Source organism: Streptomyces sp. NPDC047880 (assembly GCF_040706515.1).
Classification (GTDB): domain Bacteria; phylum Actinomycetota; class Actinomycetes; order Streptomycetales; family Streptomycetaceae; genus Streptomyces.
The window spans coordinates 43,402-58,767 of record NZ_JBEZOK010000025.1 but is presented as its reverse complement, the minus strand read 5'-3'; the positions used below and the strand labels follow the sequence as shown (position 1 = coordinate 58,767).

At 72.0% G+C, this 15,366-nt stretch carries 14 protein-coding genes; 5 read left to right on the top strand and 9 right to left on the bottom strand.

Annotated features, from left to right (window positions below):
- Positions 1 to 3 precede the first annotated feature (3 nt).
- Positions 4 to 1,518, bottom strand: coding sequence for an MFS transporter (locus tag AB0937_RS30215; protein ID WP_366716033.1), 1,515 nt, complete (start codon positions 1,516 to 1,518; stop codon positions 4 to 6).
- A 233-nt stretch (positions 1,519 to 1,751) separates the two neighbouring features.
- Between AB0937_RS30215 and proP the strand changes: the two genes are divergently transcribed.
- The 3 genes from proP to AB0937_RS30200 all read left to right on the top strand — a co-directional run bounded on the left by proP (position 1,752) and on the right by AB0937_RS30200 (position 4,092).
- A complete protein-coding gene (gene proP / locus AB0937_RS30210; RefSeq protein ID WP_366716031.1) occupies positions 1,752 to 3,248 on the top strand; it encodes a glycine betaine/L-proline transporter ProP in 1,497 nt (498 codons plus the stop codon).
- A gap of 115 nt (positions 3,249 to 3,363) precedes the next feature.
- The gene (locus tag AB0937_RS30205) at positions 3,364 to 3,777 is read left to right on the top strand and encodes an SRPBCC family protein (RefSeq protein WP_366716029.1); all 414 of its coding nucleotides are present in this window, start codon (positions 3,364 to 3,366) and stop codon (positions 3,775 to 3,777) included.
- 6 nt (positions 3,778 to 3,783) lie between these two features.
- Positions 3,784 to 4,092 (top strand): hypothetical protein, encoded by a 309-nt coding sequence (locus AB0937_RS30200; protein WP_366716027.1) that lies wholly within the window; start codon positions 3,784 to 3,786, stop codon positions 4,090 to 4,092.
- Between the two features lie 235 nt (positions 4,093 to 4,327).
- Here the strand turns inward: AB0937_RS30200 and AB0937_RS30195 are convergent, their stop codons facing one another.
- The 5 genes from AB0937_RS30195 to AB0937_RS30175 form a co-directional block, all read right to left on the bottom strand.
- A complete protein-coding gene (locus tag AB0937_RS30195; protein WP_366716025.1) occupies positions 4,328 to 5,509 on the bottom strand; it encodes an aromatic ring-hydroxylating dioxygenase subunit alpha in 1,182 nt (393 codons plus the stop codon).
- Between the two features lie 160 nt (positions 5,510 to 5,669).
- Positions 5,670 to 6,206, bottom strand: coding sequence for an AAA family ATPase (locus tag AB0937_RS30190; protein ID WP_366716023.1), 537 nt, complete (start codon positions 6,204 to 6,206; stop codon positions 5,670 to 5,672).
- 78 nt (positions 6,207 to 6,284) lie between these two features.
- The gene (locus AB0937_RS30185; RefSeq protein WP_366716021.1) at positions 6,285 to 6,806 is read right to left on the bottom strand and encodes a GNAT family protein; all 522 of its coding nucleotides are present in this window, start codon (positions 6,804 to 6,806) and stop codon (positions 6,285 to 6,287) included.
- 362 nt (positions 6,807 to 7,168) lie between these two features.
- Positions 7,169 to 8,887 carry a SpoIIE family protein phosphatase gene (locus AB0937_RS30180; protein ID WP_366716187.1) on the bottom strand — a complete coding sequence of 573 codons (1,719 nt, stop codon included), beginning with the start codon at positions 8,885 to 8,887 and terminating at the stop codon, positions 7,169 to 7,171.
- 178 nt (positions 8,888 to 9,065) lie between these two features.
- A complete protein-coding gene (locus AB0937_RS30175; RefSeq protein WP_366716185.1) occupies positions 9,066 to 9,911 on the bottom strand; it encodes an endonuclease/exonuclease/phosphatase family protein in 846 nt (281 codons plus the stop codon).
- A 244-nt stretch (positions 9,912 to 10,155) separates the two neighbouring features.
- Between AB0937_RS30175 and AB0937_RS30170 the strand changes: the two genes are divergently transcribed.
- Together AB0937_RS30170 and AB0937_RS30165 are read left to right on the top strand one after the other, a co-directional pair.
- Complete coding sequence (locus tag AB0937_RS30170) at positions 10,156 to 10,851, top strand: GAF and ANTAR domain-containing protein (protein WP_366716019.1); 696 nt, start codon at positions 10,156 to 10,158, stop codon at positions 10,849 to 10,851.
- A gap of 193 nt (positions 10,852 to 11,044) precedes the next feature.
- Positions 11,045 to 11,956: an amidohydrolase family protein gene (locus tag AB0937_RS30165; protein ID WP_366716183.1), complete on the top strand. Its 912-nt coding sequence runs from the start codon at positions 11,045 to 11,047 to the stop codon at positions 11,954 to 11,956.
- 135 nt (positions 11,957 to 12,091) lie between these two features.
- Here AB0937_RS30165 and gdhA read toward each other — a convergent pair whose 3' ends face one another.
- From gdhA to AB0937_RS30150, 3 genes are all read right to left on the bottom strand, one after another.
- Complete coding sequence (gene gdhA / locus AB0937_RS30160; RefSeq protein WP_366716017.1) at positions 12,092 to 13,438, bottom strand: NADP-specific glutamate dehydrogenase; 1,347 nt, start codon at positions 13,436 to 13,438, stop codon at positions 12,092 to 12,094.
- A 19-nt stretch (positions 13,439 to 13,457) separates the two neighbouring features.
- Positions 13,458 to 14,078, bottom strand: coding sequence for a hypothetical protein (locus AB0937_RS30155; RefSeq protein WP_366716015.1), 621 nt, complete (start codon positions 14,076 to 14,078; stop codon positions 13,458 to 13,460).
- A 106-nt stretch (positions 14,079 to 14,184) separates the two neighbouring features.
- Positions 14,185 to 15,342, bottom strand: a complete 1,158-nt coding sequence (locus AB0937_RS30150) for an acetyl-CoA C-acetyltransferase (RefSeq protein WP_366716013.1) — start codon at positions 15,340 to 15,342, stop codon at positions 14,185 to 14,187.
- Positions 15,343 to 15,366 lie beyond the last annotated feature (24 nt).

The following is a 15,366-nucleotide window of genomic DNA, read 5'->3' as shown; positions in this document are numbered from 1 at the left end:
GGCTCAGCTCTGCCGGGCGTGCACGGGACTGTGGGCGACATCGTCCGGGCACGGGCGGTGCGGCTCCCGCGAGCACCGGTCGCGCCGCCAGTCGTAGGCCGCGAGGGCCAGGGACGCGGCCATGCCGACGATCCCGGCTGCCATCGCGAGGAAGAGGGCTCCCCGGAAGTCGTCGCTCCTGCTGCCGAGCACCAGGTAGAAGAGGCCGGGCAGGGCGGCGGTGCCCACCGCGGCACCGAGGCGCTGACCGGTCTGGAGGGCGCCGCCCGCCGCTCCCGCCATGTGCACGGGCACGTCGCGCAGCGTCATGGTGATGTTGGGCGAGATCACGCACCCGCCGCCCAGCCCGCCGAGGAACATGACCGGGGCGGCGATCCAGGGGGCGATGTCCAGGGGCGCGAAGCGCAGCAGCAGCGCGGTGCCGCCCAGCCCGAGGATCACGCCCGTGAGCCCGCCCACGGTGAGCAGGCGGCCGAGCCGGTCCACCAGCCGTCCGGAGGCGGCGGCCGCGCAGGCCGAGCCGAGGGCGAAGGGCGTCACGGCGAGGCCCGACTCGAGCGGGGAGAAGCCGAGACCGTGCTGGTAGAAGAGGGCGAAGACCAGCCAGACGCCGCTGAAGCCGATGAAGTAGAGCGTGCCGACGCCCGCGCCGATGGCATAGCCGCGGACGCTGGTGAACAACCGCGGGTCGAGCAGCGGCTGGGTGCCGCGGTCCACGAGGCGGCGCTGCCAGCGGCTGAAGACGAAGAGGAGTCCGGCCCCGGCCGGGAACAGCCACCAGAGCCGGGCCAGGCCGCCGGTCTCGGCCTGGACCAGCGGATACATGAGCGCGAGGACGCCGAGTCCGAGAAGCGCCACGCCGGGCAGGTCGACGTGTTCCCGGCCGGAGCGCGGGGTGCGGGGCAGCAGGCGGCGGCCGAGGAGGACCGCGAGGATGCCGATGGGCACGTTGACGTAGAAGATCCACCGCCAGCCCTGGGCTCCGTCGGCCAGGGCGAGGATCAGGCCACCGGTGAGGGGGCCGACGGCGGAGGACATGCCGACGGTGGCGCCGAAGAAGCCGAAGGCTCGGCCGCGCTCGCCGCCCCGGAACATCTGCTGGATGAGCGCCGAGTTCTGCGGGGCCATGAAGCCGGCCGCCAGGCCCTGGGCGAGCCGGGCCACCACCAGCAGGGTGATGTTCGGGGCCGCTCCGCAGGCGGCGCTGAAGAGCACGAAGCCGCTGAGGGCGACGAGGAAGATGCGCCGCCGGTCCAGGGCGTCGCCGAGGCGGCCGGCGGTGACGAGGGCCAGGCCGAAGGAGAGGGCGTAGCCGGACACCACCCACTGCACCTCGGCGGCGGAGGCGTGCAGTTGCTGCTGGACGGTGGGCAGGGCGACGGCCACGATCGAGACGTCCAGCAGGCTCATGAAGCCGGCCACCAGGGTGACCCACAGGGCCCGCCAGCGGTTCGGGTCGGGCTCGTACCCGTCCTCCTGCGTTCCCCGGTCGTGGCCGCCCGCCGCTGACGCTGTCACTTGGGCTCCTCTCACCAGGCACGCACCCGGCGGACCAAGTTCCCCCGCCGGGGCCCGGGCACACACCCGTCTCCGAGATCCTCCCGGACGGCACGGTGGGCCGCCTCTCGTCCCTGAGCACCCGTGCCTCACGTGCCGTGATCGACCGCCGCCGCGCGAAGGGGTCAGTTTGAGCGCGCGAGATCTGTGCAGGCGTTGTGCTTGGGAATGCGACCGGCGAAAGGAACCACGTGATGGCGGCGACCGACAACGACGAGTCGGTGGATCCCGCGGCTGTGAAACGACACCGGGTGCTGTTCCGGGCGGTCGAGAAACGACGTCACCCGAAGCTGCGCCGAAGCGACATCACGGTGACCGACGAGGCGGCGGTCAAGCGCGCCACCAAGGCCGCCGCCCTCGGCAACGCGATGGAGTGGTACGACTTCGGCATCTACAGCTATCTGGCGTCGACCATCGGACGGGTCTTCTTCCCGTCCGGCAGCGACACCGCCCAGCTGCTCGGCTCCTTCGCGACCTTCGCGGTGGCCTTCCTGGTGCGTCCGCTCGGCGGCATGGTCTTCGGGCCGCTCGGGGACAAGCTGGGGCGCAAGCGCATCCTCTCCCTCACGATGATCATGATGGCGGTGGGGACCTTCGCCATCGGACTGGTTCCCTCACACGCCGTGATCGGGCTGTGGGCGCCGGCCCTGCTGATCTTCTTCCGGCTGGTGCAGGGCTTCTCGACCGGCGGCGAGTACGGGGGCGCCTCGACGTTCATCGCCGAGTACGCGCCCGACAAGCGGCGCGGCTTCTTCGGCAGTTTCCTGGAGCTCGGCACGCTCGCCGGCTACGTCGGGGCCTCCGGCCTCGTCGTGGTCCTGCAGATGCTCCTCAGCGAGGACCAGATGCTGTCGTGGGGCTGGCGCGTGCCGTTCCTGGTCGCGGCCCCGCTCGGCCTCATCGGCCTCTACCTGCGGCTCAAGCTGGACGAGACGCCCGCCTTCCAGAAGCTGGAGGGCGGGCAGGCCAAGGCGAGCGAGGCGGCCGACGCCGTGGAGACCTCGGCGGCCGCCGACCTCGGCAAGATCTTCACCCGGTACTGGCGGCCGCTGCTGCTGTGCCTCGCGCTGGTCGCGGCGTACAACATCACCGACTACATGCTGCTGTCGTACATGCCGACGTACCTGTCCGACGAACTGGGTTACGGCACCGATCACGGGCTGCTGATCCTGCTCGTCGTGATGGTGCTGCAGATGTGCGTCATCAACCAGGTCGGGCGGCTCTCGGACCGCTTCGGACGCAAGCCGCTGCTGATGGCGGGGATGCTCGGCTTCCTGTTCCTGTCCCTGCCGTCGTTCCTGCTCATCCGGCAGGGCAGCGTCGTCCTCATCACCCTGGGGCTGCTGCTGATGGGGCTCTCACTGGTGGCGATGCTCGGCACCATGTCGGCGGCGCTCCCGGCGATCTTCCCGACGCAGGTGCGCTATGGCTCGCTCTCGGTGGCCTACAACCTGGCGACCTCGATCTTCGGCGGTACGACACCGCTGGTGATCACCGCCCTGATCAGTGCCTTCGGCTCGACGCTGATGCCCGCGTACTACGCCACGGGCGCGGCGGTCGTCGGTGTCATCGCCGTGCTGTGCATGCGCGAGACCGCCAACAAGCCCCTGGCCGGCTCCCCGCCGTCCGTGGAGACGCAGGCGGAGGCGGACGAACTCGTCCAGGCGCAGACCCCGCAGCCGAGGTTCTGACCTACCGGTGGAAGGCCCCGTCCGCACCCGTGCGGGCGGGGCCTTTCGCGATTGGGCCCGGGCCGAGACGGGAACACGGTGCGGGCTGTGACCCCGAGATGAGGCCGGTAAGGCGATGACCGAGTACGAACGTTCCCGCACGATGCCCGCCCAGCCCGAGCACGTCTTCGACCAGGCCGCGAACGTCGGCCGGCTGGACAGCTGGCTGCCGGAGGACCTCCATGTGGAGGCCGGGGAGCTGCCGGCCGTCACCGTGCACGAGGACCGCACCGACGAGGACACCTCCGCCCTGCTGCGCGCCCGGCCGGAGCAGATGCGGCTCGAGTGGGGCACCCGCGACCAGGGCGGCTACGCGGGCTGGCTCCAGGTCGCCGGGCTCGACGGCGGCGCCAGCGAGGTCACCGTGCACCTGTCGTTCTTCGAGCAGGGCCATGACCCGGGCGAGCAGGCCGTCGCCGACGCGCTGGACACCAGTCTGCGACGGCTGGAGGAACAGGTGCGGCTGCGCGTCGAGCACCCGGCCGGCTGACCCGCCGTGGCGGGCACGAAGCGGTACGCCGTCGCTGCGTCCGGGCAGTGGACCGACGAGGAGGAGGGCCGGCGCCGGCTGCCGTCCGGTGAGGTGCACGCCTGGGAGCCGGGCCGCAAGGAGACGGTCTGCGGCCTGTCCCTCAGCCGCTCCCGGCTGGTGCGCTTCCCGCACGTGGGCCGGCCGGACACCTTCCCGGAGTCCGGTGGCGCCGCGGACCGGGTACGGCGCCAGTGCCCACGCTGCGCGTCGGTGGCAGGACGCCGGGGCTACGACGCCCGCCCGCGGTGGCGCCGCACCAACCCTCGCCCGTGAGGGCGGCTGTCGGACCCGCCGGAACGTGAGCCCCGGCCGTTCGACGCGCGGCGGGGCCATCATTCTGACGCCGACCCGTCTCGCCCGCCTGAGCTCTCACGCCTGGCCGTCCTGCCGCCCGGGTGGTCACCCTGCCGGATGCCTGCGCATCACTCCCCCCACCGAAGGACCCGCCGAACTCAGCCCGGGGCTGAGGGACTTCTTCGCCTGAACCGCACCGCTCCGCGTGCGATCGCTAGGAGATGCCCGTCACCGCCGTCGGACCGCGGTCCTGCCCGTCGCACAGCGAGGCCGCGGCGCACGCGCCGGCCCGGGGGCGGATCGGCACGCCGTTGGTGCGCAGCACCTCGCGGACGTCCAGGATCAGGGAGAAGACCTCACGGTTACGGTCCTGTCCCTGCTCGTCCCAGGCCCGCTGCTCGGCCTCGACGGCCATCCTGTCCTCGGCGAACACCCGTTCCGTGAAGCGCCTGATGAGAGGCCAGGCCAGTTGCAGGGCACCGGGGACGCGCGGCTTCTCGATCATGAGCAGGCCGAAGGTGTGGCACCGGCGCTGCTCGGCGTCCTCGGGCACGTACGCGACCCAGAGGCGGAAGGCCGGCCGCTCGGCGTTCTCCGGGACCAGGTCGAGGGTCTGGTACGGGTACTCGGTGCGGATCGTCATGACGTCGCGGGAGTCGCTGCCTCCGATGCCCTCGGAGGCCAGCAGACTGGCCCCGCGGTTCCGCCTGCCCCCGGTGTGGCTGAACAGGTACCTGGCCTCCACCGACCGTTCGTCGGTACGGGAGTCGAGCAGTTCGGGGTGGAGTCTGCCGACCACGCCCCGGTGCAGGAACTGGTGGTTCATGTCGAGCAGGTTCTCGTGCATGAACGAGTAGTGGCAGCGCACGGTGCGGGAGTACGTCATCGTCCTGTACCGCGGGGAGCCGAACGCCGGCAGGTCGGGCAGCGGGGTGGCGGTGGCCTTCTCCGGATCGCCGGGGAACACGAACACCAGGCCGTAGGCCTCGCGCACCGGGTAGCCGCGCACACCGCGCGGCGGCCGGCCGTCGCCCTTGGAGAGGTACGGGATCTGCGAGATGCGGCCGTCACCGCGGTAGGCCCACGCGTGGTAGCAGCAGCGGAGTGTCTCGCCCTCCACGACCCCCATGCTCAGCGGCACCTGGCGGTGGGCGCACCGGTCCTCCAAGGCGTACACGGAGCCGCTCTCCCCGCGGTAGAGCGCGATGCGTTCCCCGGCGAACGCCGTCGCGAACGCTCGCCTGGTCCGCACCTTCTTCGACAGGGCGACCGGGTACCAGTGGTCCGGGTTCGCCCCGACGCGCCGGAGGTCGACCATGCCCGTCCTCGGGTCGCGGTGTTCCGCGGGCCAGGCGGCCCCGGCAGAGAAGGCCCCGGCCTCGTCGGTCTCGGTCATACCTCTCCCTCGCGCGTACCGGCAGCGACAGCCGCGCGTCCCACCGGGCAGCACGGAGCTGCCGGCGCGGGCACCCGGCACCGCCCATCCTCACCGCGCCGCACCCCCCGCGCCCTGCCCGGCACGTACGGACGGGTGAGGCGGGCTGGTGCCGCGGCACCTAGCGGTCGATCGCGGGCAGACCGGCCAGGCCCGTGTCGAGCATGATGCGGTCGACGGTCTCCCGCAGGGTGCTGTCGGCACCGATGACGGTCTCGACGCCACCGGGCAGCAGGTCCAGTTCCCGGTACCACTCACGCAGCTGCGACTCGCCGACCTCGTTCGCGATCGGTTTGGTGGCATGGCGGACGAGGGTCTGCTCGAACGGCACATGCAGGTAGTAGACGTGGGTCGGCCCGCGGTGGTCGCTGCTCAGCCGGGTGAGCATCTCGCCGTAGTGGTCGGCGTACAGGATCCCCTCGACGACGACGTGGTACCCGGCGTCGAGGGCATAGCGGGCCGTCAGGTCGATCAGACCGATGTTCGCCGCACCCGGCCGGTCTCTCTCCCGCAGCACGACGCGGCGCAGGTTGTCCTGGCCGACCAGCGCCAGCCCCCTCCCGAACCTCTCCCGCAGTCCGGCCGCGATGGACGACTTCCCCGATCCGCTGTTGCCCCGCAGCACCACGAGCCGGGTCTGCCCGGTCCCCACCCTCACCGTGGCCTCCTGCGAAGGGTCGTGACGGAGTCCCGGAACCGCGCCGGCGGCCACGAAGACCGGCCCACGCGCTGCCCCTCAGGCCCGCAGCAGCCCACCGACCCACCAGTCGTGCGGTTCGCCGTCGTTGGCGATGCCACGGCTGCGCAGCGTCCCTTCGACGGTGAAGCCCAGTCTCTCGGCGACGGCACGTGAGCCGGTGTTGCCTGTCATGGCCCACCATTCGATGCGGTGGACGTCGAGGCGGGCCCACCCCCAGTCGCACAGCGCCCGCGCCGCCTCGACCGAATAGCCCCGGCCGCGCTGCTCCTTGACCGCCCAGTAGCCGAGCTCGTAGACGCCCGCGCTCACCTTGGTCAGGCAGTAGGACCCGACGAGCGCAGCGTTGTCCTTTCGGAACGCTCCGAGGACGTAGTCCTTGTCGAGGGCCCAGCCCTCGGGCCACTCCTCGCGGACCCGCTTCTCGGCGTCCGCCCGCCCGAAGGGCACCGGTACCGGCGTGTAGAACTGGATGTCCTCGTCCTGGCAGGCGTCGTACACCGCGTCCACGTCGCCCGGCCCGAAGGGCCTCAGCACCAGACGCCCGGTCTCAAGTGTCACTGGTTGCACCGCGTCAGTATGTGCGTCACACCGGGCCCCGCGACAGCGAATATCGCCGCCGGGGGGGGTACGCCCTCCCGCGGTGTGCTGCGGGTGGTGCCGGAGCCGTGGCGCCCGCACAGGGTGCGAGGAGGCGTTCCGTGACGGGGGTGGCCGGTGCTGCGCCGGTTCCTCGCGGCGAGAAGGGAGAGCACTCGGGGCGGATGAGAAGGACGGAAGGTCGGGGCAGTGGAGGCCGTCCGCCCCTGCCGCCCGCACGGCCGGCGTTCCTCGTAGCGCAGCCGGGACATGGTCCCGGGACGTCGGGAGGCGCGACGCGGGCGTCCGGGGCCGTTCGGCCGCAGGCGTGTGATCCGTCCCGGTCAGCCGATGGGGACGCGCACGGCCAGGACGGCGACGTCGTCGTCGTTGCCCGCGGGGCGGACGCGGCGCAGGAGTTGGTCGGTGAACGAGGCCAGGGGCCGGTGGGCCAGGGCGGCGGCGTGCTGGCGCAGCCGTTCCAGCCCCTCGTCGAGGGTGCGGCGGGGCGCTTCGACGAGGCCGTCCGTGTAGAGCACCAGGGTGGAGCCGGGCGGGAGCTGCGCCGTGGCGTCCGGGCGCCGGGTGCCGGTCTGGGTGCCCAGCAGGATGCCGTGACCGTCGGTGAGGTAGCGGGCCAGGCCGTCCCGGCTGATCAGCAGCGGCGGAGGATGGCCGGCGTTGGTCCAGGACAGCTGCCAGTGGCCGTCGTCGGCCGGTTCGACGCGGGCGAAGATCGTCGTGGCCATGGTGACGTCGGTGATGTGCTGGATCGCCTCGTCGAGCCGCTCGACGATCCGGCTGGGCGGCTCGTGCTGGGACCAGGCGTAGGCCCTGAGCATGTTGCGGACCTGCGCCATGCCGGCCGCCGCCTCCAGGTCGTGGCCGACGACGTCGCCGATGGCGAGGGCGGTGGAGGCGTCGGCCAAGGAGAAGGCGTCGTACCAGTCGCCGCCGACCTGGGAGGCGTCGGGTGCGGGCAGGTAGCGGACGGTCATCTCCAGACCGGAGAGGCCCGGCATCTGCGGCAGGAGGTGGTTCTGCATGGTCTCGGCGACCTTGCGCTGACGCTGGTAGAGGCGGGCGTTGTCCAGGGCCAGGCCGGCCCGGCGTGCGATGTCCTCGATCAGGGGGAGGTCCGCGGGTGTGAAGTCCGCCGGGTTCTCGCCGCGGCCCAGGGTCAGCGCTCCCAGCACGGCGCGGGTGCTGCGGATGGGCGCGATGGCCGCGGAGTGCATCCCCGTGACGTCGAACAGGCGGCGCTGCTCGACCGCGATGCCGGAGTCCGGCGCTCCCTGGTAGGTCTGCGGGCCGGCCAGGTTCGAGGCGACCCCGCGCAGGGCTTTGGACAGGGGCATCGGGGATTCCTCGGGGATGGGCGGCATCGGTCCCCGGAGGTCCTCGTGGTGCGTGAGCGTCTCGCCGTCGGCGTGGACCACGACGGTGCGCCACACCTCGTCACGCTCGGTGATCAGGTCGACGATCACCCAGTCGGCCAGGCGGGGCAGGACCAGGGTCACCAGCCGCCGCAGCGCCTCGTCGACGTCGAGCGTGGAGGTCAGCTGTGTGGTGGTCTCGGCCAGGAGGGCGAGCCGTGCCAGCTCCGACAGCGGTTCTTCCGCCGGCTCCGGTTGCGGCTCGGTCCGGCGCGCGGGGTCGGGGGCGTGGAAGACGACAAGCGTGCCGCCGTGGCGGTCACCGATGTCGTACGGCGTGATCAGCCAGGATATGCGCAGCACGGTGCCGTCGGCGTGGGCGAAGTAGTCCTCGTCGGCCTGGGCGGTGCGCCCGGCGTGGAAGGCCTGCCGCATGGCGCACTGGGTTCTCGGCAGGGGCTGCCCCTGCGGGCCGCGGTGCAGCAGGTCGTGCGCGTCGTGTCCGATCAGCTCGGCTGCGGGTCGGCCCAGGATCTGCTCGGCGTGGGCGTTCACGGCGATGATGCAGCCCTGCTCGTCCACGATGTAGGCGCCGGCACCGATGGCGTCCAGCGGTACGGCGGGCGCGATGGACGCCGTCGGCACGGACGGCCCGTGAGCGGCCTCCGTGGGCTGCGGCCCCGCCATCGCGGCCTCCCTGGTGATCCGGCCGGCGTCCCGTAGGCCGGCATGTCCTGCTTGCTCGCCCTCCCCGTATTCCCAGACGGGGGAGGATTCCACGCGGAACAGCGACATCACTGCCACCTGCGGCCGGAGCGGGCCGCTGACCTGGGGTTTCCGGGTGGGCGACCGACCGGTCGGGCACTCATGTCACGTCGACGTCGGCGGACAGCAGGTTGTGGTCGGAGTACGGGGTGGGGTGCACATGGTGCCTGAGGGCGACGAGGCCCCGCAGGAAGACGTAGTCGAACTTGCTCTGCCAGTCGGTCGTCGGCCGGCAGTCGCCGGTGGGTGACGGACGGCACTGCGGGTCGGCGTCCGTGGCCAGTGCCCAGATGCCGGACAGTTCGGGGGCGTCCGGCACGGCGTTGAGGTCGCCGAGGAGGATCGCGCGGTCGTGCCGGGCGACCGCCGATGCCAGCACGTGGGTCTGTTCGGCCCGGACGGTCTCCTGGCGCCGCTGGGCGAGGTGGGTGTTGAAGACCCGCACGGGCCGGCCGTCCACCGTGGTGGTGACGGCCATGTAGCCGCGGTCCTCGGAGCCGCCGTCGGGATACTCCACGGCGACCCGGTCCGTCATCGGGGCGGCCGAGAGGATCGCCTGGCCGAAGGCTCCCGGACTCCACGGCGCTCCCCCGCAGCGGCCCCACTTGCGCAGCACGGAGCCGTACTCGACGTGGTAGACCAGCCCGTGCAGGTTCTCCAGGTACTCCCGGATCCTCTCGACGTTCCGCACGCACGCTTCCTGCAGGCCGATGACCTGGGGCGCGTACGCGGCGATCTCCGCGGCCTTGTCGACGTCGCTCGCCTCGCAGGGGTTGCAGATGTTCCACGTCATGACCCGGTTCGGCACGGCGTCCCGGGCGGCTACGGCGGGCTGCGCACCGGCGAAGAGGGCACCGTTCGGTGCGCTGGGGCCGATCAGCACCACGCAGACCGCCAGCACGGCGCCCGCGAGCAACCGCCCGCCCGCGCGCATGTCGAGCACCATGGCCTCCTCACGGCGGACACGCCAGGCCTCCGGCGTCCCCACGCACGAGGTTATGGGACGGGGGCGGCGGCAACACGCCTGATGTGCGATCTCGTTGCCGCGGCCGGCGCCCACGAGCGCTGTCCCCCTCGGTCGGGGGGCCGGACGGCCCCGAGGCGCGCGCCACACTCCTGGCGCCTTCGACGCCGAGGGACCAGGGTGTGCGTAGGGTGGCCGTACTGGTGATCGACGCGGGCGGTGACGCATGGACTGGCAGAAGTTCGCCGAGGAAATGGCCGTGCTCGCGCGGACCCTGCTGAAGCAGGAGTCCGTGCAGCAGACGCTGGACGAGATCGCGGCGTCGGCCGTGCGGCTGGTGGACGGCTGTGACGCGGCGGGGATCCTCGCCGTGCGCAAGGGTCGTGCCGTCACGCTGTCCTCGTACGGCGACATGGTCCAGGAGTCCGACCGTCTGCAGGGTGAGCTGGGTGAGGGGCCGTGCTTCGACCTCGCCCGCCGCGCGGACGACGAGCGCGTGTTCCGGGTCGTGGACATGACCCAGCCGCAGCCGGACTGGCCCCGGTACGCCGAGGCCGCCCGCGAGCTGGGCATCGGCAGCATGACCGGGGTCCTGCTCTACACCCACGAACAGGACTTCGGCGCGCTCAACCTGTACGCCCGCCGCCCGGGCGCCTTCACCGAGGACATCGCGACGGCCGGCTGGCTGCTGGCCTCGCACGCCGCCGTCGCCCTGGCGGACGCCCGCACCATCGACCAGCTCGAACACGCGCTGGAGACCCGGCACGCCATCGGCGAGGCCATGGGCATCCTCATGGAACGCCACGGGATGAGCGACGAGGACGCGTTCAACGTGCTGCGCAAGATCTCCCAGCACCACAACGTCAAGCTGCGCGACGTGGCCCAGCGGGTCCGGGACAAGCGCTCCGGCGACCAGGCCTGAGGCGCAGACACCTCGACCAGACATCCGATGTCCGGAGGGGGCGGGCGGCCCTCCGGAACCGCCTCTGCATGAGCGATGCCCGCCTGCAAGGCTCTTGCTGTCCACACCCTGGACAAGCAGCGCAGCATCCCTGCTAATTCATCCCATGTCATCGGCGTACGTCCCGCTGGATCCACCGGCGCCGGATACGTCCGTGCCCGAGGCCCTGCCCCTGGTCGACTCGCACCACCATGTGTGGGACCTGGACCGGCGTCCGCAGCCCTGGCTGGACGAGTCCGGCCTGGAACCCATCCGCCGCTCCTACGGTGTCCAGGACCTGCGCCGGGCGGCGGGCCTGCCGGTCGCGGGCCGGCGGCTGAGCCGTACGGTGCTCGTGCAGTGCATCGCGTCCGTGCCGGAGACGGCGGACCTGCTCGTCCTGGCGGAAGAGGATCCGCTGATCGGCGCGGTCGTCGGCTGGACGGATCTCACCGCGGCCGATGCCGGGGACAGGCTCGACGCGCTGCGCGCCGGCATCGGGGGCTCGTACCTGCGCGCCGTGCGACACCTGGTGCAGGGGGAGCCCGATCCGCAGTGGCTGCAGCAGCCGGCCGTCGAACGGGGGCTGCGCGCCGTCCAGGACCGGGGCATCGGCTACGACGTGCTGATCCGCAGTCACCAGTTCCCGCAGGCCATCCGCCTCGCCCGGCGTTTCCCCGAGCTAGCGCTGGTCCTGGACCACGCGGGGAAGCCGCCCATCGGTCCGCACGCCCGCCGCGGCACGCTGTCCGACTGGCAGCGCGGGGTGCGCGTGCTGGCCGGCTTCCCGCAGGTGCGGTGCGAGGTCTCCGGGCTGATCACCGAGGCAGACCACGACGAGTGGACCGTCGCCGACATCCGGCCGGTGTGGGACACGCTGCTGGCCGCCTTCGGCCCGCACCGGCTCATGTTCGGCTCCGACTGGCCCGTCTGCGTCCTGGCCGGCGGCTGGGCGCGCTGGGCGGCCACCGTGGACGAGCTGCTGCACGGCCTCTCCGAGGACGAGAAGCAGGCGCTGCTGTGCGGCACGGCGACCGGCTTCTACCACCTGCCCCGGACCGGGGAAGAGGCCCGCTCGTGCTGCTGACGGAAGCGCTCGCCGGAACCGGGCGCGGGCTCCGTGCCCCGACGGCCGCTACCCCGCCGGCACGGCCGTCGGCGAACGGGCGAGGAGCGCTCCCGGCTCGCCCCCGGAGACACACGCCGCCGTGTCCTTCGGCGCTCAGACGACTCCCTGGGCGGTCATCGCCTCGGCCACGCGGAGGAAGCCGGTGGCGTTGGCGCCGAACACGTAGTCATCGGGGTCTCCCCCATAGGTCGCGGCGGTGACACGGCACTGGGAATGCACCTGCCGCATGATGCCGGCGAGCCGGTCCTCCGTCCTCTCGAAGGTCCAGCTGTCACGGGCGGCGTTCTGCTGCATCTCCAGCGCGGAGGTGGCGACCCCGCCCGCGTTGGCAGCCTTGCCCGGGCCGAACAGGATCCGGGCGTCCCGGAACACCTCGACCGCGTCGGGCGTGCAGGGCATGTTGGCTCCCTCGGCCACGGCGAGCACGCCGTTCTTCACCAGGGCCACGGCGTCCTGCTGGTTCAGCTCGTTCTGGGTCGCGCACGGCAGGGCGATGTCGCACGGCACGTCGAAGACCGAGCCGCGGGCGGAGAACCGCGCGGCCGGCCGGGCCTCGGCGTAGGCGGAGATGCGCGCCCGGCGCACCTCTTTGACCTCCTTGAGCAGCTCCAGGTCGAGGCCGTCCTCGTCGGCCACGTAGCCGGAGGAGTCCGAGCAGGCCACCACTGTGCCGCCCAGCGCGTGCACCTTCTCGGCGGCGTACACGGCCACGTTCCCCGACCCGGAGATCACCACGCGACGCCCGTCCAGGTGCTGTCCCCGGGTGGCGAGCATCTCCTGGGCGAAGTACACCGCGCCGTAGCCGGTGGCCTCGGTACGGGCGTGGGAGCCGCCCCAGCCGACCGGCTTGCCGGTGAGGACGCCGGCCTCGTAGCGGTTGGTGATCCGCTTGTACTGGCCGAAGAGGTAGCCGATCTCGCGCGCGCCCACGCCGATGTCCCCGGCGGGCACGTCGGTGTGCTCGCCGAGGTGGCGGTACAGCTCCGTCATGAACGCCTGGCAGAAGCGCATCACTTCGCCGTCCGAGCGGCCCTTGGGGTCGAAGTCCGCGCCGCCCTTGCCGCCGCCGATCGCCATGCCGGTCAGCGCGTTCTTGAAGATCTGCTCGAAGCCGAGGAACTTGACGATGCCGAGGTTGACGCTGGGATGGAAGCGCAGGCCGCCCTTGTACGGCCCGAGGGCGCTGTTGAACTCCACCCGGAAGCCGCGGTTGACTCGTACCGTGCCCTGGTCGTCCACCCACGGGACCCTGAACATCAGTTGCCGTTCCGGCTCGCAGAGCCGCTCCACGATGCGGGCCTCGACGTACTCCGGGTGCGCCTGGAGCACGGGCCCCATCGAGTGCAGGACTTCCTGTGCCGCCTGGTGGAACTCCGTCTCGCCGGGGTCGCGTCGGCGGAGGTTGTCGTAGACGGCTTCGATGTGGGCGCTGACGTCCATGTGCGTGGTCTCTCTTCGCTCAGGTGCGGGCCGGGCTCGCGCCCGCCGGTTGCTCGGTTGTTCGCGACGGCTGACACTCACCACCACGCGTGAGCGCGCCGAAATACTCATCGGGCGGCGCTCCACAGCGCCGCCCGGCTTCAGAGACTCCCGGCGGGTAGACACTGTCTATGGCTGATGAGGGCTCCCTGCGAGAGCGGTTGTTCGATGCCGGGGCCGCGCTTGTGCTGAGCGAGGGATACGGAACGCGGCTCGACCGACCAGGCCCACGCCCGGCGACCGAACCGTTGACCGGTCGACGCACGCCTCCTCGGGCGGGCAGCTGGTCTCTTGAGGCTCTGCTGGTCCGCTGCTCCCGGCGTGGGGAGGTGAGCCGGCGGCCGTCCTGGAAGTCGGCGGGGACCTCGTCCTCCCCCGGATCGACCCCGCGGCGCTCCAGCTCGTCGAACCACCGGTCCCGCTGCGACCCGGGGAGGCGCCGTCCGCACCAGGGACAGAACTCGATCGTGATGCTCGACCTGCCGCCGTCGTGAATGATCAGCCCGTACTCCTGGAACTTCGCGATGAAGTCGACCAGCGCGTCCGGGCAGTCGAAGGGATCGTCGTGCCGGTCGCAGCGCACGTTCACGCGGTCGGTCATCACCTCGCAGCAGTGCTCCGGGTGAGGGATCATGACTCCGGCTTCTCGTCGATCGACACCATGGCGAGAAGTAGATCACGGTCCGTGACGCACCGGCCGGCGCGTGTCAAAGGCATTCGATGATGGTCACGTTCGCCTGGCCGCCGCCCTCGCACATCGTCTGCAGTCCGTAGCGCCCGCCGGTGCGTTCCAGCTCGTGCAGGAGCGTGGTGGCCAGCCGGGTCCCGGTGGCGCCGAGCGGGTGGCCGAGGGCGATGGCGCCGCCGTTGGCATTGACTTTCCCGGGGTCGGCGCCGGTCTCCTTCGTCCAGGCCAGCACCACCGAGGCGAAGGCCTCGTTGATCTCGACCAGGTCGATCTCGTCGAGCGTCATGCCGGACTTCTTCAAGGCGTACGCCGTCGCCGGGATCGGGGCGGACAGCATGCGGATCGGGTCCTCACCGCGCACCGAGAGGTGGTGGACACGGGCCCTCGGGGTCAGGCCGTGCTCCCGTACGGCCCGCTCCGACGCGAGGAGCATGGCCGAGGCGCCGTCGGAGATCTGTGAGGACAACGCAGCGGTCAGCCGGCCGCCCTCCATCAGCGGCTGCAGTCCCGCCATCTTCTCCCGGCTGGTGTCGCGGCGGGGTCCCTCGTCGTGGACCACGTCCCCGCACGCGACGATCTCCCGGTCGAAGCGGCCCTCGTCGATGGCCCGGATCGCGCGCTGGTGGGAGCGCAGCGCGAACTCCTCCATGGCCTCTCGGGTGATGTCCCACTTGCGGGCGATCTCCTCGGCGCCGAGGAACTGATTGACCGGCCGGTCGCCGTAGCGGGCCCGCCAGCCCGCGCTGCCGGCGAACGGGCCCTCGGTCAGGCCCAGCGGTGCGGCGGCCTGACGGGTGGCGAAGGCGATGGGGATCTGCGACATGTTCTGCACACCGCCCGCCACGACGAGGTCCTGGGTGCCGGAGAGGACGCCCTGTGCGGCGAAATGCAGGGCTTGTTGCGAGGAGCCGCACTGGCGGTCGACCGTCACACCCGGCACCTCCTCCGGCAGCCCGGCGGCCAGCCAGCAGGTGCGGGCTATGTCACCGGCCTGCGGGCCGACGGTGTCGAGGCAGCCGAACACCACGTCCTCCACGGCGGACGGGTCGACGCCGGATCGCTTCATCAGGGCGGTCAGCACATGCGCTCCGAGGTCCGCCGGGTGGACGGCGGACAGCCCGCCGCCCCGCCGCCCGACCGGTGTGCGCACCGCTTCGACGATGTAGGCCTCGGCCATGGCGTCTCCTCCTTGGTGTCTGCG